Origin of the sequence: Deinococcus gobiensis I-0, from assembly GCF_000252445.1 — a bacterium.
GTDB lineage: Bacteria > Deinococcota > Deinococci > Deinococcales > Deinococcaceae > Deinococcus > Deinococcus gobiensis.
In genome coordinates, this window is the sequence record NC_017791.1 from 17492 (window position 1) to 34570 (window position 17079).

At 64.5% G+C, this 17079-nt stretch carries 25 protein-coding genes and 1 pseudogene; 16 read left to right on the top strand and 10 right to left on the bottom strand.

Features of this window, described 5'->3' with window-relative positions; all coding sequences use genetic code 11:
• The first annotated feature begins 81 nt into the window (after positions 1-81).
• The 11 genes from DGO_RS17025 (at position 82) to DGO_RS17075 (ending at position 6303) form a co-directional block, all read left to right on the top strand.
• Positions 82-984, top strand: a complete 903-nt coding sequence (locus DGO_RS17025) for a hypothetical protein (protein WP_043804501.1) — start codon at positions 82-84, stop codon at positions 982-984.
• Between the two features lie 34 nt (positions 985-1018).
• Positions 1019-1741 (top strand): PRTRC system protein B, encoded by a 723-nt coding sequence (locus DGO_RS17030; RefSeq protein ID WP_014686392.1) that lies wholly within the window; start codon positions 1019-1021, stop codon positions 1739-1741.
• Positions 1738-2007, top strand: a complete 270-nt coding sequence (locus DGO_RS17035) for a hypothetical protein (protein WP_014686393.1) — start codon at positions 1738-1740, stop codon at positions 2005-2007. The genes DGO_RS17030 and DGO_RS17035 overlap by 4 nt, the downstream gene beginning before the upstream one ends.
• Before the next feature lie 65 nt (positions 2008-2072).
• Positions 2073-2348 carry a hypothetical protein gene (locus DGO_RS17040; protein WP_014686394.1) on the top strand — a complete coding sequence of 92 codons (276 nt, stop codon included), beginning with the start codon at positions 2073-2075 and terminating at the stop codon, positions 2346-2348.
• A 34-nt stretch (positions 2349-2382) separates the two neighbouring features.
• On the top strand, positions 2383-2649 hold the full coding sequence (locus tag DGO_RS17045; protein ID WP_145975463.1) for a hypothetical protein: 267 nt from the start codon (positions 2383-2385) through the stop codon (positions 2647-2649).
• 434 nt (positions 2650-3083) lie between these two features.
• A complete protein-coding gene (locus DGO_RS17050; protein WP_014686397.1) occupies positions 3084-3443 on the top strand; it encodes a hypothetical protein in 360 nt (119 codons plus the stop codon).
• A 40-nt stretch (positions 3444-3483) separates the two neighbouring features.
• The gene (locus DGO_RS17055) at positions 3484-3987 is read left to right on the top strand and encodes a hypothetical protein (protein WP_014686398.1); all 504 of its coding nucleotides are present in this window, start codon (positions 3484-3486) and stop codon (positions 3985-3987) included.
• A gap of 81 nt (positions 3988-4068) precedes the next feature.
• Entirely contained in the window at positions 4069-4653 is a 585-nt protein-coding gene (locus DGO_RS17060; RefSeq protein ID WP_050920958.1) for a hypothetical protein, read from the top strand.
• Complete coding sequence (locus tag DGO_RS17065; RefSeq protein WP_014686400.1) at positions 4650-5333, top strand: ribonuclease H family protein; 684 nt, start codon at positions 4650-4652, stop codon at positions 5331-5333. Before DGO_RS17060 ends, DGO_RS17065 begins: the two co-directional genes overlap by 4 nt.
• On the top strand, positions 5330-5698 hold the full coding sequence (locus tag DGO_RS17070) for a hypothetical protein (RefSeq protein ID WP_014686401.1): 369 nt from the start codon (positions 5330-5332) through the stop codon (positions 5696-5698). The genes DGO_RS17065 and DGO_RS17070 overlap by 4 nt, the downstream gene beginning before the upstream one ends.
• On the top strand, positions 5695-6303 hold the full coding sequence (locus DGO_RS17075; protein WP_050920959.1) for an adenine nucleotide alpha hydrolase family protein: 609 nt from the start codon (positions 5695-5697) through the stop codon (positions 6301-6303). Before DGO_RS17070 ends, DGO_RS17075 begins: the two co-directional genes overlap by 4 nt.
• Positions 6304-6305: 2 nt before the next feature.
• Here the strand turns inward: DGO_RS17075 and DGO_RS23420 are convergent, their stop codons facing one another.
• Together DGO_RS23420 and DGO_RS21865 are read right to left on the bottom strand one after the other, a co-directional pair.
• Positions 6306-6611 (bottom strand): integrase core domain-containing protein, encoded by a 306-nt coding sequence (locus tag DGO_RS23420; RefSeq protein ID WP_226991556.1) that lies wholly within the window; start codon positions 6609-6611, stop codon positions 6306-6308.
• Positions 6612-7230: 619 nt separating this feature from the next.
• Positions 7231-7479 carry a transposase gene (locus DGO_RS21865; RefSeq protein ID WP_338032449.1) on the bottom strand — a complete coding sequence of 83 codons (249 nt, stop codon included), beginning with the start codon at positions 7477-7479 and terminating at the stop codon, positions 7231-7233.
• Here DGO_RS21865 and DGO_RS17090 point away from each other — a divergent pair.
• Positions 7403-7750, top strand: a complete 348-nt coding sequence (locus tag DGO_RS17090; RefSeq protein WP_043804513.1) for a hypothetical protein — start codon at positions 7403-7405, stop codon at positions 7748-7750. The genes DGO_RS21865 and DGO_RS17090 overlap by 77 nt on opposite strands.
• Positions 7747-8214: a hypothetical protein gene (locus DGO_RS17095; RefSeq protein ID WP_014686406.1), complete on the top strand. Its 468-nt coding sequence runs from the start codon at positions 7747-7749 to the stop codon at positions 8212-8214. The genes DGO_RS17090 and DGO_RS17095 overlap by 4 nt, the downstream gene beginning before the upstream one ends.
• 181 nt (positions 8215-8395) lie before the next feature.
• Here the strand turns inward: DGO_RS17095 and DGO_RS17100 are convergent, their stop codons facing one another.
• Both DGO_RS17100 and DGO_RS17105 read right to left on the bottom strand, forming a co-directional pair.
• A complete protein-coding gene (locus DGO_RS17100; RefSeq protein WP_014686407.1) occupies positions 8396-9496 on the bottom strand; it encodes a catalase family protein in 1101 nt (366 codons plus the stop codon).
• Positions 9497-9786: 290 nt separating this feature from the next.
• Positions 9787-10800 carry an NAD(P)-dependent alcohol dehydrogenase gene (locus DGO_RS17105; protein WP_226991564.1) on the bottom strand — a complete coding sequence of 338 codons (1014 nt, stop codon included), beginning with the start codon at positions 10798-10800 and terminating at the stop codon, positions 9787-9789.
• Between the two features lie 522 nt (positions 10801-11322).
• Between DGO_RS17105 and DGO_RS17110 the strand changes: the two genes are divergently transcribed.
• Positions 11323-11613: a hypothetical protein gene (locus DGO_RS17110; protein WP_014686409.1), complete on the top strand. Its 291-nt coding sequence runs from the start codon at positions 11323-11325 to the stop codon at positions 11611-11613.
• A 158-nt stretch (positions 11614-11771) separates the two neighbouring features.
• On the opposite strand, the gene DGO_RS17120 is transcribed toward DGO_RS17110, so the two are convergent.
• The 4 genes from DGO_RS17120 to DGO_RS17135 all read right to left on the bottom strand — a co-directional run bounded on the left by DGO_RS17120 (position 11772) and on the right by DGO_RS17135 (position 13769).
• A complete protein-coding gene (locus tag DGO_RS17120; protein WP_014686411.1) occupies positions 11772-12323 on the bottom strand; it encodes a DUF6428 family protein in 552 nt (183 codons plus the stop codon).
• A 173-nt stretch (positions 12324-12496) separates the two neighbouring features.
• Positions 12497-12823: an ArsR/SmtB family transcription factor gene (locus tag DGO_RS17125; RefSeq protein ID WP_014686412.1), complete on the bottom strand. Its 327-nt coding sequence runs from the start codon at positions 12821-12823 to the stop codon at positions 12497-12499.
• Between the two features lie 56 nt (positions 12824-12879).
• A complete protein-coding gene (arsN2, locus tag DGO_RS17130) occupies positions 12880-13326 on the bottom strand; it encodes an arsenic resistance N-acetyltransferase ArsN2 (RefSeq protein ID WP_050920960.1) in 447 nt (148 codons plus the stop codon).
• A complete protein-coding gene (locus DGO_RS17135) occupies positions 13311-13769 on the bottom strand; it encodes a MarR family winged helix-turn-helix transcriptional regulator (RefSeq protein ID WP_014686414.1) in 459 nt (152 codons plus the stop codon). The genes arsN2 and DGO_RS17135 overlap by 16 nt, the downstream gene beginning before the upstream one ends.
• 91 nt (positions 13770-13860) lie before the next feature.
• Here DGO_RS17135 and DGO_RS17140 point away from each other — a divergent pair, with 91 nt between their 5' ends.
• Together DGO_RS17140 and DGO_RS24420 are read left to right on the top strand one after the other, a co-directional pair.
• The gene (locus DGO_RS17140; RefSeq protein ID WP_014686415.1) at positions 13861-14346 is read left to right on the top strand and encodes an arsinothricin resistance N-acetyltransferase ArsN1 family A; all 486 of its coding nucleotides are present in this window, start codon (positions 13861-13863) and stop codon (positions 14344-14346) included.
• A 28-nt stretch (positions 14347-14374) separates the two neighbouring features.
• Positions 14375-14614: pseudogene (locus tag DGO_RS24420) on the top strand (hypothetical protein); the annotation flags it as partial.
• A 293-nt stretch (positions 14615-14907) separates the two neighbouring features.
• On the opposite strand, the gene DGO_RS17145 reads toward DGO_RS24420, so the two are convergent.
• Positions 14908-15705 (bottom strand): IS5 family transposase, encoded by a 798-nt coding sequence (locus DGO_RS17145; protein ID WP_014686416.1) that lies wholly within the window; start codon positions 15703-15705, stop codon positions 14908-14910.
• Between the two features lie 69 nt (positions 15706-15774).
• Positions 15775-17076: an arsenic transporter gene (locus DGO_RS17150; protein ID WP_014686417.1), complete on the bottom strand. Its 1302-nt coding sequence runs from the start codon at positions 17074-17076 to the stop codon at positions 15775-15777.
• Positions 17077-17079: the final 3 nt, after the last annotated feature.

Genomic DNA, 17079 nt, shown 5'->3' on the forward strand with positions numbered 1-17079 from the left:
GCCGCCGGGCTCCCCACGGGCTTCCTCCTGACCGAGTACCACCCCGCAGCACAGCGGAATCACGCGCAGTTCAGCGAGACGGTGCTGCGCTTCGCCCGCGAGGGCCTGGTGCAGCTCCGCCCTCCGCACCGAGAGGACCATCCATTCGACTACCTCGCCCGACAGTATGTCGAGGCGCATCACGAGACCTTCAATGCGCCGGACGTACACATGGAGGTCGGGTGTCTCTCCCTGAGCGCTAGGCCGGAGGGCGGGTTGAGTCTGATGGTCTGGCCTCGGCGGGGCCGGGTGCTTTCCCTGCACCGCTTGCGGGCGGATCTGGGACGCGTCCATCCTGCCCTGTTCGGGGCTGTCATGGAGCGTCTACACCAGGCCCTATCACCGTATGCCCCCATCTTCACGGCGAAGGATGCCTATCTGGGCTTCCTGGAACTGCATTACGGTGACATGTGGCATGAGGACGCGCTGGAGGACCTCAACGAGGCCAGTCATGTAGAACTCCAGCCGAGCGAGCGGGACCTGTGGCGCTGGGCAGAGCGCCAGGGGCGGTGGAGTCCAGGAGAGGTGGGGAGGATGTTTCCTCGACCCCTCTTCAAGGGCCATCCCCGTCACCTGGAGCTGCTGCGGTTGCCGGAGGTGCAACGCCTCCAGGGGATCCCCACGCTGTGTGCCCTGCTGGACCACCTGCCGATGCTCCCCAAGAGCATCATGCAAGGCCGGATCTGGTACGAAGAGCGTCGCCTGATCCATCCCGGAGCGGTCGATATTGTGATCTGCCAGCGGGACCAGGGGCATGACCCCGTGCTGGAGTTCTATAACGAACTGGGGGACTATGTGGCCAACGATTCTTACGGCGAGATGGAGCACCTGCAGGCGTTCTCCGTGACGGACACCGCCTCCCACGCACGGGCGATGGAATACTTCGAGGTGACGGCCGACATGCAGCGCCGGGTCCAGGAGATGTGGGACGCCCTCGTGGATTAGAGTTCTGGCCCCCATCCGGGGGCCAGGCTGGCGTATGCCCGCGACCATCGACATCGAACCGGCCCCCACAGTCCGCCCCGAGAGGTCGCCGGTCCTCCTGCGCCCGGTGCGGGCGCTCGTGCTCTATACCGGACAACAGGACCTCGTGCTGCACCACCCCGTCCAGGACGCGCAGGGTCAGCCGATCCTGGGCCCCGCTTCGCCCCTGAGCGCTGAAGCGCGGCAAGGGATCATCCAGACCCTGGGAGGCGGGCAGCTGACGCCTACCTTCGAGAACACCCTGGCCGTGTCCCCCCTCGCTGTCGCGTGGTGGCGCCGCCCCGGCCCCCAGAGCCTCCTCTTCAACCCAGCATATGCCGAGACGCGCTCCATTGCGGCGCTGACAGGCCTGCCCATCCCGCTCCCAGGTCTGGTCTTCGTGGCGACGCCGGGCACCTTGCGGGTGTACGCCTGTCAGGGCGACGAGCGCCCGACGCTGGACGCCCCGCTCTTCCATGCGCCGCTCTGGAATACGTTCAGTTCCGGGCAGGTCTGTCGAGGGACCACCCAGTACCCGAATTCCTGCACACCCGCGACCCAGTCGGACTGGGAGCAGGCCTTCTTCCACTCGGAATTTACGCACCCGAGCCGGACGGACCGCTTCATGGCATGGGGGCACAGTTACGAGGAGCTGCTGCGCGCGGCCCTCACCGCAGGCGCATTCCCCCAGGACGTGCTGCTTCCCGTGGGAAAGACGCTGGGCAAGGTGCTGGAATGAGGCGGGCGCGCCGGAAGAAGCGCGAGGCTGTACTGGCGACGGCATATCACCGGGCGTACCTGCCCGAGGTGCCCTACGCGCTGCTGTCGGGGATGGCGATCGGGAAGGACGCGCCGGAAACGCCGGCGGAACACCGGCAGGTCAGCCAGCGGATTCAGCGGGAAGCGGAGACGCGCCTGAGCAGCCAGAGTTTCCGGCAGGTGCAGGCGGAGCGGGAGATGACGCCGGAGGCCTTGCAGGCCCAGGCGGAGGACTGGTTACGTTGAGGCTCCCTGACGACACACCTGAGCGATTGCAAGCTCTGGCCCCACTCCGGGGCCCTATCGTTCGTATGTGTGCTCCTGTTGATCCTGCGGTACTGGCCACGATTCGGACGTTGGGCCTGGAGTTGCTGGGGCTCGCGCAGCAATTGGGGGCGGGGACGATGCCCCTCGTGCAGGCGGAAGATGTGCTGCACGCGACGGCCTTGGCGCTGGAGGACGTCGAAGCCTGGGCCAGGACGCCCGAGCGGCTGCCCTCACCCGAGGCGCTGCACCTCCAGGTACAAGAGGAAGCGCAGAGTTACGCCATGATCCGGGCGAAGGAGGCGAGACGATGGTATGTCTGAGGAGGGGTGGCCCCAGGGGGGCCAGAACATGCGCATGACAATAATCAACCCGACCAGCCGCTTCTCCGCCCTCCTGCACGCCATCGGCGCGGACCTCACCACCCTCGCGCAGCAGCTCGACGCGGGGGAGATCACGCAGGCACACGTCGAAGACCATCTGCGCGCCTATAGCGACCAGATGGATGAGATTGAGCTGCGCGCGGAGGAGCCCGATACCCTCCCCACTCCCGAAGAGATGCGCCAGCAGGTCACGCGCGAAGCCCAGGGTTACGCCACGGCGCGCGCGCGCGACGAAGACTGAATTTCAAGAAGAGACTGCCCACCAGTGATGGTGGGCAGGTGTTCTTTGGGCGGTCAGGGATGCAGGGGTCAGGAACGAGAGGGTGTTACTTCAGGGCGGTGAGCAAGGCCGCGAGCCCGGTGAACAGGGTGCCGAGCGCCGTCACGAGGACGGCCACATCGGTCCATTTCACTGGCTTTCGCGTGCGCTTCGGTGTATCCTTACGTTGTTTACGCGTACGGATCACCTCCTTTCGGATCAAACGCACCTGGGTCCCACCCCAGGTGCGTTTCGCACTCTTGGATGGCCCCTCTGTCCTGATTGTCATGCACCCCATTCCCCTCGCGGAACACGCCCAGTCTACTGCATCCCTAACCGGAAAGAAAGCGTCCAGGCCGATAAAATCACGATATCAGTCCTGGCCCAGACGCGGGGCGCCTGGGCCACAGGCGCGCATGGTTCATCCCCCCTGCCTGCGCACCTCGCTTCACGCGGCCCTGACGGCGGTCTACGGCCCCGCGCTCCAGTTCGTGGACTTCACGCTGGACGGCACCGTGCCCTACGGCATGAACGCGTACGGCCACGACGACGCCCTGCTGTGCCCGACTCTGGCTTGTCTCCAGACCCACCTGCCTGAAGCCCTGCATCCGGACGAAACGGAGGCCTCGCTTCAGTCCAGGTGCGCCCAGGACTACGGGGTGTCCGCCGAGATGGAAGCGACCCTCCTGCGACCCGGCACAGACCTGCGCGGTCTGCTCGACGCACACATCGAGGTGCAGGGGCATCGGCAGCACTTCACCCTGATCCTCAGTTGAGGCCTGGCCCCACGCGTCGCGTGGGGGCCAAGTCACACGTATGAAAAAGCCTTTCCCCATGCAGGTCAGCCAGACCGCCATCCCCACCCGCACCCTAGCCCTTGAGCAGCTCCGTAAGGCCGCCGCGCCCGGCTCCGCGCTCCTCCGACGGCTCAAGCGCCTAAGCCGCCTGATCGCGCACGGCCGCGTGGTCAAGCTCCACGGCCACCCCAACCGCATCGCCGCGATGGAGCATGCCCTGCTGACCATGGCGCAGAAGCTCGTCGCCGAGACGCCGGTCATGCAGACCATCGGCATCCGCGACGTTCTCGACCACCTCACCGACCAGCCCCTGCTCGTCACCCTCTGCCGCCCGGACGGCTGGCCGATCTCCGCGTACGCCTTCCGCAAGGCCGATGCTGATGCGCGCACGATCCTCGTGACCTGCGAGGACGGCAAGACGCGGCCGTTCGAGCCGGACGCCCTGCTCGCCCTGTTCACGACCACCTTCCTCCTGCGCGTGCGTCTGGCGGCCCCTGCCGAAGCGCTGCCGCAGGCCGCCTGATGCCCCCAGCCCTGGCCCCGCAAGGGGCCTCTTTCGCGTATGTCTCCCTCGGTCACCCCAAGTGCACGCACGCTTCATCCCATGTCCGGTCTCCGCAGTCTGCTCGTCGGTGCCCACTGCTTCTTCCTCCACCCCATCGCCGTCTACCGCGCCTGGGTGGCCCTCTACGGGCCTGCGCGCGACGCGCGGCTCCTCCTGGCTTTCCTCCTGCATGACGTGGGCTACGCGCTGACCTCAGATCTCGACGGTCCCCAGGGGGAGCGCCACGTCGAACTGGGAGCCCGGCTCATGACCCGCCTGTGCGATCCCAGGGCTTCCCGTCAGCCCCGCACGACACCCTGGGGCACCCTGACCCTCGGTCCCTGGGGTGAGTTCACCCTTCTGCACTCGCGGTACTACGCCCGGCATCTGGGGTTACAGCCCAGTCGTCTGTGCGCGGCCGACAAGCTCGCCATCACCTTCGAGCCGGCCTACGAACTGCGCGTCATCCTCAGCGGGGAAGTGCAGGAGTACCTGCGCCATGCCCAGGCAGGGCGGTACCCGGACGTGCAGCTCCCCGAGGGCGCGGGCGTGCGACTCTGGGCCACGCTGACCAAGGCCGCCATGCGGCACTGGGCCTGGACGCACGCGGCCGTCCTGACACCGGAACCGGGTGGGCCCTCGTGATCGCCTACTGCGACGCCAGTGTGGTCCAGTCGGATCGAGCTGGCCTGGGGGTGTTGCTGGGCCGTCGGGAACTCCAGCGGCAGGAGTACACCCTGTCCTTGCAACACGCGGAACTGCAAGCCGTCGCCCTGGCGGTGGAGTTCGCTCGCCCCGGTCCGCTGCGCCTGCACCTGGACTGTTCGAACGCCGTCCGTGCGCTGACTGGTGGGGGCCAGTGCTCGCTGCGCTCCCTCCCCCTGGCCGCGCAGATCCATGCCCTCGCCCAGACGCGTGGAGTGGAACTAGAGATCGTGCGGGTGCTCTCCGAGGTCAACCGGGCGCACCCGCTCTCCCAGGCGGCCGCCACAAGGGAGGGTCTCCCGGCCTTCCCTTGCATTGGGTCCAGCACCGTTCGCGTCCGGCGCACGTCGGCCAGCTACACCATCCAGGGCCTCGACCCACCGTTCGAGCAGCCACTTCCAGCGTCCTCGTGGGGCAGCGTCGCGGTGCTGCCCCGCCTGGCCTCCCGCCTGCCGCCTCACCAGCTGGTCCGGATCCTCGGCCTGACGCCCCTCGCGGCCGCGCTGTGGCGTGATCCGGCCACGTCTACCGATTCCATCCTCACCCAACGCCTTCTCCGTGCCCAGTGGACGCTCAAGCGCAAGGGCACCCGACTCGTCTTCCCGGAGGACCTCCCATGACGCAACTGACCCAACTCGAACTCGACGACCTGCTCGACCGCTACGCCACGCTGCGCGACACCCTCCAGGGCCTGGAGGCTGAGCGCGACGAACTGTCCAAGCTCCTCAAGGATGCCCTGGCGGAAGGGAAGACGCCCACCACCGCCCTGTACCGTGCGGAACTGCGCCCCTCACGTTCGCTGGAGTACCCGGTGGACCGCTTCCGGGAGGCCTTCGGGGACGCGGCCACGCTGGAAGTGGCGACCATCGACCGGAAGAAGGCGGACGCGCTCGTCAAGGCCGGCGATCTCGATGGGGAAGCGCTGAGCAACCTGGCCGTCACGAAGGAGCGTTCACCGAGCCTCGTGCTGGTGGCCCTTACGTGACCCTGAAGACACAGCCGTCCCTGCGGGCGCGACGCCGGGCAGCACAGAAGGTGCTCGACCAGGTGTGGCGGGCACGAGATGCGGGTGCCTTGTTTGTGCAGAACCACAGTGGGGGAAAGGACAGCCAGTGCTCGATGCTTGAAGTTCAGGAGCACGTCCCTCCGGAGCAGCAGCTGGTCGTGCACGCGACGTTGGGGCGCAGCGAGTGGCCAGGCACATTGGAGCACGCCAGGGATCAAGCGGCGGCGGCAGGCGTGCCGTTCTTAGTCGCCCAGAGCTCGACACACCCGGATCTGCTGAGCATGGTGCGCCACCGTTTCCAGACACGGCCAGAGGTGCCCAGTTGGCCGGGGACGACCGGTCGCTTCTGCACGAGCGGCCTGAAGCGGGGCCCGATCGAGCGCGAGGTCCGGCGCTACGCCAAGGCGCGGGGGATCACGCACATCGTGAACACGATGGGCATCCGCGGCGCCGAGAGTCCACGTCGAGCCAAGGCCTGTGTCTGGGAGGCCAACGAGAAGCAGAGCGTGGCTGGCCGCACGTGGATGAACTGGCTCCCGATCCACGGGCTGAGCACGGAGGAGGTGGTAATGCTCCAGGTTTGACTTCAAGCGGCGTTGCGAGCGTTTGCCGATGAAGTGAGTGTAGACCAAGGCGTGGCGTAGTCGAGCGCCGAATGACGGCGCTCGTGGTTGTACCAGCGGTGAAAGTCCGGCATGGCGGTCCGGACATCGGCCATGGACTGCCAGTCCTGGCGGAAGGCAAACTGATACTTGTAGGTCCGGTTGAGGCGTTCCAGGAGTCCGGTTCCCCCCGGCTGGGAGACCTTGCAGCGCACCCAGCTGCCGTATTTCAAACAGCTCTGTTGAAAGAGGTCACTGGTGAAATCACTGCCTCCATCGCTCTGCACCACGAGAGTCTCGTGGGTGCCCCTGAGCACGCAGCACACCAACCGCTTCGTCAAGCGTCAGCTTGGCGAGGTGCATTGACAGGCTCCGGACCACCCGGCTGGCCAGGACTACCCGTGAAGGGACGTCCAGCACGAAGTAGATCCAGCAGACCCCATCGGGTAAGGAAAGACGGGTCGCGTCGATCTGCACCCGTCGACCTGCGGGCCAATCCTGTGGCGTGGAAACCTTCTCCGAAGGTTTCCGAGTTTTCCGTGGCAGCGGTGGGTGGAGATGCAACTCGCCCAAGGCCACGCGAATCTTGTGTAATCCAATCTCTTCGCCCTGGGCCTTGAATTCCTGGTACAGCAGCCGATACCCGGAGGTCGGGTGTTGCAGTGCCGCCTGGCGCACCTTCTCGTACAGCGCATCACGGTGCTCTTGCCTGGCACAGCGCGTCGACGCGCTGTGCTGATGGTCCCGGAGCCGCCAGTACGGCACGCCGGCATACTGCGCGAACCGCCGCAGGCTGAGTTGGGGTCGGCTCTGCCAGAGAACGATCAGCTCGTCCAGTGTCAGAGCCGCCGCACTTTTCGCGAGATGTCGAGCTCCAGTTCCTTTTCCGCCAGGATGCGCTTTAGACGGTCATTCTCGCGTTCCAGGGTGGTGACACCCTGGGTCCTGTCGGTCGCCCGCGAGCCGGGCGCGTCCGGCTTCTAGGAACTGAGTTTTCCAGGTATGGATCAGACTTTCGTTGACCCTGTGCTGACGGGCCGCTTCCGCGACCCCGAGATCTCCCCGCAGCACGCTCAGGACGATGGCTTCTTTGACGTCCGTGCTCCAGACTTTTCTCTGCTTTCCCATAGTGATCTCCAGTCTGCTCGTCCCTCGCATCACAAGGGTCAGGTTCTGGAAGTCATCTCTGGAGCATTACCAGGTCAAGCGCAACCTCGCGGCGGCCGGCCAGCAGCTCCACTCGGCATACACGACGGGGAACGAGCGGCTCAGCTGCGTGTTCTGCGTGTTCGCCAGGCGTGGAGATCTGATCAACGGTGCGCGCCAGCACCCGGAGTTGTACCGGGAGCATGTGGAGCTGGAGCGGGAAACGGGGTACACCCTGCACATGAGCCAGCGCAGCCTCCCAGAAATCACGGGGATCAAATGAGCGCTGGAGCTTCCAGTCACCTGGGCAAGCAGCAGTCCGAATGGGCGGTCAGTCCGCTGCCGGAAGCGGCGTCCTTACCGGCCCGCTGGGACCAGCGGTTCGGGCCGGCCACGGAGCACGCACCGCCGGCCCGAACCGCGGCGCTCTGGGCGGGGCGTGAGGCCGCGCTTGCCGAGCTCCAGGGCCATCCTGCTCTCGTGGAGCGCATCTGTGAGACCTATGCGCGTTTCCGTGCGGCCCAGGACCGGACGGTTCGCGGGGCGCGGCATCAGCAAGTCTCTGCGCTGGCCGAGGCACGTGAGCACTTCTTCGAGGCGTGCGTCCTGGCTCAGCCCATCGTGGCCGGTCACCTCCCGCACGCCTGGGTCTGGGACAGTGTGCGGTTCATCGTCATTCAGGTGAGTGAGAAGCCGTCTGGGAAGCGCGCCTCTCGCGTGGTGCAGGGGCCGCCCGACGCAGGTTAGGAGACTGCGACCTGACGACAGCCTCTAGCAGGACTTTATCACTTTGGATGAATACCCAGGAGGCATCTGCGCCGACCTCTGATGCCTACACTCAAGTACGTGCACTCGCCTGCTCAGCGAAAGGGCCAAGTCATTCAGGTGAAAGGGCAAGCTACAGTACCCTTACCCCTCTTCCCAGTGCTTAAATTTCAGGCAAGTCACTTTGACTACGAGGTTCAGGAATGGGCTCGTCGTTGTGCTCGCGGCGGAAGTCGGCCGACATGCGATAGGCCGCGCGGCGGGCACGCATGACATTGCCCAACGGGCGGTGCGCAGCCTGGGCGTGCCAGGGATTGAAGCTCGCACGGTCGTCGCCGTACACGAGCTTGTTGGGACGGGCGCTGTCCTGCGCCGCAATGCGGATACGGGCCACTGGTAGGAAGGGGCTGAGCGACTCGTCCCACAACACCGAGGCGTCCTCAATAGGCATCTTCTTCTCATCGACCGAGAGTTGCACCCTTAGCTCCCACTCGCCGCCCTCCTGGGCGATCACAGCCGCGATATTGTCACGCAGGGCGTCGATCTCGCCCAGCACCTTGATGGGCTGCCCCTTCAGGCGCCGCAGGTGGGCCGAGACGGGGGCCAGCGACAGCTTGCCCACGTAGTCGCCCCAGCGGTGCGGCAGCTGGGTGTAGAAGGTCTCGCCCAGCGGGTGCGTATAGGGATGTCCACCAAGCTGGCGCAGCATGGGCGAGAGCTTGCCCTTGCCCCCCGTGAGACTGTCGGCCACCCGCGCGCCCAGGGACGCTGCCACCTTGATCTCCTCGGGAGCGTTCACGGTGAGTTGGATGGGCTTCTGCCCCTTCATGAAGCCGGCGGCGTCCTTCTGCCCAAACTCGGGTGAATTTAGAAACACGAAGTCCTGCGTGACCTCGCCCGCGTGCCCGTCCACCATCTCGGCCCCCTCGGGCCCCACGATCTTGAGGGCCAGCCCACGCGGCGTGGACACCGTGTCTGGCAGGATGTCGCCGGGCGGCGTTGAAAAGCGCATGACCACCGGGTAGCGGCCGGGGCGGGCGAACAGCCCCTGGGCCAGGCGTTCCGGCAGGCCCTCGTAGACCTCCAGCTCGCCGACGAGCAGGCCGTGGCCCTTGCTGTGCACGCTGCGGACCGCGTGGCGGTAGCGGGTGTTCATGGCCTCGCTGAAGCCGCGCATCATGTCGGTCAGCCGGGCCATCGTCTCGGCCTCGCCGGGCTGGATCTGCTCCAGATCGTCGCGGTAACGCACATATTCGGAGGACATACGATAGGTTATCCATTCGTACAGTTGGCCTGGGAGGCCGCCCACTTGACCGACTGTTTACATGTGAAGTGATTCAATGGTGAACTTAGGTATTGCCTTGTGCATGGCAGGATGAGTAGACGTGCTGGGCCAGAAATTTTGCGTTTTTGCCGACAACTGCAGCAAGTGGCTGGGAGAGCACTTGCACTAAAGAGTAAGCAGCTCACGCCGTGAGCTGCTCGCCAATGTCTGACCTGAACTGAGCTAAAAAACCCGCTGGCAGCGACCAGCGGGCATATGCGGCGCGGCACTCAGTCGGCCGCGTTCCTGTCCTTTTTCAGCGAGGCCATGTCGATCACGGCGCGGTAGTGGATCTCCTCCCCGAGCATGCGCTCGAAGGCCCCGTTGATGTCCTGGATGTCGATCATCTCGACCTGCGCCGTGATGCCGTGCTGGCCGCACAGGTCCAGGACCTCCTGCGTCTCGGCGAGGCTGCCGATCAGCGAGCCCGCGATGCCCACGCGCTGCGTCGCCATGAGCATGTTGTTCGGCGGCTCCAGCTTTTCGAGCGCACCAACCAGAACCATCTGCCCGTCGTGCTTGAGGCACTGGAGGTAGGGATTCACGTCGTGGCCGACCGGAATGGTGTCGAGGATGAAGTCGAGGCTGCCCTTCAGGGCCTTCATGGCGTCCTCGTCGGTCGAGACGACCGAGGCTTTGGCGCCCAGGTGGCCGGCGTCCTTGGCCTTTTCCGGCTTGGTGGTGAAGACCGTCACGTCGGCCCCCAGCGCACTGGCGATCTGCACGGCCATGTGGCCTAGGCCGCCCAGCGCCACGACGCCCACCTTCATGCCGGCCTTCACGCCCCAGTGCTTCATGGGCGAGTAGGTGGTCACGCCCGCGCACAGGATCGGCGCGACCCCCTTGAGGTCGAGGTTGTCGGGGATACGCAGCACGAACCCCTCGGTCACGACGATGTGGTCCGAGTACCCGCCGAAGGTGTTGCTGCCGTCGGGTTTGAAGGGGCCGTTGTAGGTGGCGAGCCAGCCATTCTCGCAGTACTGCTCCTCGCCCTTCTGGCACGAGTCGCAGTGCTGACAGCTGTCCACCATGCACCCGACGCCTGCGAGGTCGCCCACCTTGAACTTCGTGACCTCGGCGCCCACGGCCGAGACGCGCCCGACGATCTCGTGACCGGGGATGCAGGGCCAGACCGTGTTTTCCCAGTCGTCGCGCACCTGATGCAGGTCCGAGTGGCACACACCGCAGTACAGGATCTCGATCTGCACGTCGCTGGGGCCGGGCACGCGGCGCTCGAAGTGCATGGGCGTGAGGAGAGAGGTCTTGTCGGCGGCGCCGTAGCCGGTGGCGGGGGTGCCCTGGGCCTTGGTGCCGTCGGGCTGGACTTCGACTTCACGGGGATAATGCTGGGTCATGGACGCTCCTGTGTGCAGAGAAAGGTTGAAGACCTGAATGGACGAACAGGCTTCACTGTAGGCAGCGCTTGGCATCCCCGGCTGGGAGAATCTTAAACATCGAATTTATCTGGAGCTGACTGAGCGCAAGTCTACGGGCCGCCGCACTGAGATGGCGATGATTAGCCCATCACGTCACACTGGTGCTGTTCACCATGCTGTTTTGGCGAACTTGTGACTCGCGACTAGCGTCACAGCGCTGGTCGTGGCATTGCCAAAAGTATGGAGAGAAGCGAACTGAATGCTGGAAAATGTTCGGTTTGGTCAGTGTCCACATTACGGCGAACGGGTCCGCAAAGCATCGCGACAATCCAGCAGCGAAGTAACAAAGTCCTGCTAGGCTTGGCCCCCAGGTGGGGGCCGTGTTCGCCTATGCAGTTCTTCCGACGCTCCACGCCACTTCAGGGCCCCCAGCGCGCCCTGGGCTGCACGCTCGAATGCCGGACCCACCCGGACGGCCAGACCTTCTTCCTCCGGGGCTTTCTGCCGGGGTGCAGCTATGTGACCGGCGTGCTCCAGGCGGTGCCGGACCTTCAGGTGCTCTGGTTGCGGGACGCCTGGTGGAGTGCGCTGTCACCAGCCCGCCAGGCGCAGGTGCTGGCGCAGCTGGGCAAGTTGCCTGTGCAGCTTCCGGAGGACGGCCTCTATGTCCTCGGCGAGTGAGGCCTATGCGGGCATCATGCCCCTCTTGCGGCTCAATCAGCGGCCACCCCTGACCGTCCTGAGCGCTAGCCTGGGCCAGGATTCGGCCATGCTCGCGACCCTGTGCTTGGAAGACAAAGCATTCCAGCGGCACTACGTTTTTGGCGGCACAGTGCCGATTAGCTGAGGAGGATGGGCGCCTGGGGCGCACAACAGCCGGATTCGGGAGCGCACTCTTCTGCGGAAGCTTCAGCAGGCAGACCACACGCCGCTCCAGCCTTGCACTGCACCCCCGGGGTGCTGAGGTGCACCACGATCTGCTCAGAGGCGATCTCCACGTGGGTAACGTGATACTGCATTGCAGGCTGTGCCGCGTTGCCATATTCGAAGCGAATTTCTGCGTCCGGGCGAACGGGGATGTGCTTGACCACGCGATCGTAAATGGCCAGGAATTTCCGATTCGTCATGAAGCCGGCCTTCGCCTCCTCCGCACTGCCATCCATCAGTTGAACGACGGTCTCACGCCAAGTGTTGGCTTTGCCGCCGCAGTCCATCGCCTCAATGGTGACGGCCTTGACCTCCGTCACGTGATACCCCGCCGGCACCAGCACCGTGCCATGCAGATGAAACTGGAGGGGACGCTGTGGCAGGGTCCGCAGCGCAGAAATCACCGCTTCGGTGGAGGTTTGTTCGGTGAGGCCAGGGATTACAGAGGAGAGCGATTGCGTCATGTTCCAACTCCTTTATCGACGTTCTTCGATGAATAGAAGGCGGTGAGTCGGCGGACGGCGGAACTCCTTATGGCCAGCTGGACTGTTCGCAGGTATCCTGTGAGGCTTCGTCGCCCCGTACAGGGTCGATACTTTTGAGAGCGATCAGGCGAGGCCTTCCAGAGCGAGGAGACTTACACAGCCGCTTGCCGGGCGACAGGCACGTGGACAAGCAACGCCTGTAGTGCCGTTCCTGCGACCTGCAGGCCCCGCTCACTCAGGGTGTAATAGGTCCATCGTCCGCGTTTCTCGGCGGTGACGAAGCCCGTGTCGACCAGGATTTTCATGTGATGGCTGGTGGTGGCCTGACTGAGTCCCAGCCACTCCTGCACGTCGCAGGTGCAGATGCCCTGCCCGGTCGAGCAGCATCCCGCGTCCGCGGTCGCCAGAAAGTGTAGGGCCTTGAGACGGTGGACATCACCCAGCGCCTTGAACACCGCTGCCGTCCCATCGAAATCCATAGATGTATACTAGAGACTACATCGAAAAATATCAATACGTCAGCGAGAGAGCCCGTCTACTCCCTCAGCACCCGTCCCATCACTATTGCCGATGCTGGACATCCCTCCTGCACCAGCGGCGAACGCTGCACAGCTTCCGGCAGCTCTGACCAGGGAATCTGGGCAAAGTCCCACCGCTCAAACCACGCTGCCGCTGTCGTGGTCAGCAGCACGAGCGTCTCTATTCGCTGCTGCGCCGCACGGTCAAGCGTCGCGTGCAGCAGCGCCTCCCCATACCCCATGCCTCGGTAGTCAGAGTGCACCACCACCGAGCGCACCATCCCGACCGACCCATAGTGTTCCAGCCCGGCCAGGCCCACGACCTTGCCCCCCTCTTCGGCGACGATGAACCCCATCAAGTCGTCGGGGAGGCCCACCAAGGGCAATCCAGCCGCGCGCAATAACGCCACCCCTCTCGGCCGATCTGCGGGCTGCGCGTCCCGGAGGGTCAGGTCAAGCTGCACGTCGCGTTCTCCTGAGCGGCTGTCTCCATTTCCAGCGCCTCAACCAGCAGTTCCAGCGCCCGCAAGACACCGGCCTGCTCGTCTGCCGGCACCCGGTCCAGGAGGCGAGCCGACTGATGGGACAGCTTCCCGTTCAAGGCCTGCGCCTGTGCCTGCCCCTGCTCCGTCAGGGTCAGGGCCACGGTCCGCCGATCCAGCGCCTGGGACTGTTTGTGGACCAGACCGTCCCGGACCAGCGCCTCGATATTCCGACTCATCCAGGCCTTGTCCGTCCCCAACTGGCGGGAGACTTCCGCGAGTGTCAGGGTCCCTTCTCTCTCTAGAAGCGTGAGGATCTGACACCGTGCCAGGCTCTGTAGACCGCACGCATTCGCCGTTCGTTGTTGCAAGACCGTATGGAGGCGGGTCATGCGCCGGAGAAGTCCCGTCGGGTCCTGAGTCATTGGTACTCCTTTCGTTGTACTTGACAACGATCTGCCAAAACCGTACTTCTGAGGGCGTGTCGTTGTCAACGGCAACGATCTGGAGGTCACTATGGTCCTGAACGAATCCCGTCCTGCCCGCCCCGACGATGCCCCGGAAATCGCCCGTATCTACACCCAGGGCATCGAAGATCGCAGCAGCACGTTCGAGACTCGCCCACGTACGGCAGATGACATCGCCCCCTGGTTTGACGGCCAGCACCCCATCGTCGTCGTGGAACGGCAAGGACAGGTCATCGCGTTCGCCAGCACCAGTCTGTACCGGCCGCGCGAGTGCTACGCCGGCATTGCCGAATTCAGTGTGTATGTTGACCGTGCTGCCCGGGGGACGGGTGCCGGGAAGGCGGCCATGCAGGCCCTCCTGGCGGACGCGCAGGCGGCTGGGTACTGGAAACTGCTTTCACGGGTCTTTCCGGAGAACATCGGGAGCCGAAAGCTCCTGATGTCCCTGGGTTTCCGTGAGGTCGGCCTCTACGAGCGGCACGGTCAACTCGACGGCCTCTGGAAGGACGTCGTGATCGTCGAAAAACTGCTGTGATTCCGGCCCGCCTGTGTTCGAATGAGGTATGGCTCGTGCCACCCGGACGCTCAATCCCCTGCACTTCGAAGATCTGGAACCTCACCGCTTCGAGGATCTGGTGCGGCAGTTGGCCTATGAGTATCGGCCTTGGACCAGTATCGAAGCCACCGGCCGAGGCGGCGCCGACGATGGCATCGATATCCGGGCCTTCGAACCAGGCAGCGCACCGCTCACGGAAGATGGAGATGAGGAAGACGGCTTTGCTCCCATCACCCCAGGACGCCTATGGATCATCCAGTGTAAGCGGGAGAAACGCATCGGCCCTGCACAAGTCCGGCGCTATGTAGAGGAAAGTGTGCGGGGGCCAGACGTGCCCTACGGCTTCATCCTCGCGGCGGCCTGCGACTTTAGCAAGAAAGGCTATGACGCCTTCCGGCTGGCACTTCTTGGGACGGGCGTGCAGGAGTTTCATCTCTGGGGAAAGGCCGAGCTGGAAGATATGCTTTTCCAGCCAAAAAATGATCATCTGCTGTTCGCTTACTTCGGTATCAGTCTGCAGACTAGAGGCTGCCAAGAACCCTATGCAAAAAGGGGCTTGAGGTTGTGGCAGAGCAGAAAACAAGCCGCCAGGAAATGGAATCCCACCAGAGTTGATGGCCACCGTTCAAGGTCTCGTCCGAGGCGTCTGAATCGGGAGAGCCAAGCCAACGAACGCTCGACCACCCAGCGACGGGGCAGCAGAATGAAGCCCTTCGACGCCTCCGGACGTTTCACGACGATCAGTTCTACACCTGCTTCAGCCGCCTGGAGCGCGGTCTGTGCTCCCGTATCGCCCTGATCGGCGAAGGCCACTTCGACGTTGACGCCCGTCGCTTCTTGCACCTCCAAGCACAGGTCTTTGACCTGTGCCCGGTCTTGTTCATGGGCTGGGGTCGTCAAGACGGCGAGCAGGTGGCCCAACGTGTCGACCGCAAGATGCACGTTGGTGCCTTCGCGCTTTTTCGTCCCGTCAAATCCGGCGCGGTGCCCGCTTTCCGGCGTGCTTTGGAGCGTGCGACTGTCGATGATGATCGCGGTGGGTTCGCCGTTTCTGGACCGCTCAACTCGGGAGAGGATGCGGAGATCATGTGCGGCCGTCTCGAAGCACCCGGCCTCGAACCAGCGGTGCGCCTGTTGGCGCACCGTCTCCGGTGGAGGGAACTCGTGAGGGAGATAGGCCCACTGTGCCCCGGTTCGAGCGATCCAGAACAAGGCATTGAGGACGTCCCGAATGGGGTGTTTCCGCTGCCCTGCATCCTGGCGACTGAGCAGAAGATACGGTAGGAGAAAGAAGTACGTATCGTCGTCCACGTCGCTGGGGTAGCCCTGCCGGATCATCCACGCATTCTGCTCTGTCCCAACTCCAGCTCCAACAATTCAAATCGGTTCTTGGCAGCCTCTAGGGAACTACAGCGAGAGGCGGAGGGCTAGGGCCAGCAACGTGATCAGCAGGACGGGCAGGGTCAGAACGATTCCGATCTTGAAATACTGACCCCAACCAATTCGAATTCCTTTGCGCGCGAGGACGTGAAGCCAGAGCAGGGTGGCCAGACTCCCGATGGGCGTGATCTTGGGGCCCAGATCGTTGCCCACCACGTTCGCGTAGACCATGCCCTGTTTGACGAGCCCGGTTGCGGTACTGTCGTCGATCGCGATGTTGCCGATCAGCACACTGGGCATGTTGTTCATCACGCTGGAAATGAGGGCCATCACGACTCCTGTGCCGAGCGTGCCGCTCCACAGGCCACCCTCGGCAAATCGGCTCAGGACATTACCCAGCACGTCGGTCAGGCCAGCGTTGCGCAGGCCGTACACGACGAGGTACATGCCCAGGGAGAAGATCACGATCTGCCACGGCGCGCCGCGAAGCACCTTGCGGGTGGGGATGATCTGGCCGCGTGCCGCGACGACATACAGCAGTGCTGCGCCCAGAACCGCGACGACGCTGACGGGGACCCCGAGCGGACCCGCGGTGAAGTACCCCACCAGGAGGAGCGCCAGCACCACCCAACCCGTCTGGAAGACGCGGCGGTCACGGATCGCGCTGTCTGGGGCATCCAACTTCGAGGGTTCGTAGAGGCGGGGCAGGTCTCGCCGGAAGTACAGGAACAGCACCGTCAAGCTGGCCAGGACGGCGGCCAGATCGACGGGGACCATGACGCTGGCGTATTTCCCGAAACTCAGGTTGAAGAAGTCGGCGGTGACGATGTTGACGAGGTTGCTGATCACCAGGGGTAGGCTGGAGCTGTCTGCGATGAAGCCCGTCGCCATGATGAACGCGAGGGTGGTCGTGGTGGAGAACCCCAGGGCCAGCAGCATGGCGAGGACGATGGGGGTCAGGATCAGGGCGGTGCCGTCGTTGGCGAAGAGGGCACTGACGACGGCGCCGAGCAAAATGACCAGCGTGAAGAGCCGGCGGCCGCTTCCGCCGCCCCAACGGGCGACGTGGAGGGCGACCCAGCGGAAGAAGCCGGCCTCGTCCAGGAGCAAGGAGATGATGATCAGCGCCACGAAGGTGATCGTGGCGTTCCAGACGATGTCCCAGACGATGGGAATGTCGGCGGTGCTGACGACACCGGTCATCAGGGCGAGGAGGGCGCCGAAGGTGGCGCTCCACCCGATGCCCAGGCCTTCCGGCTGCCACCTCAACTTGGGTTGCCAGATGACGAGGACGAGGGTCAGGAGGAAGATCAGTGCAGCGAGCAGCATGAC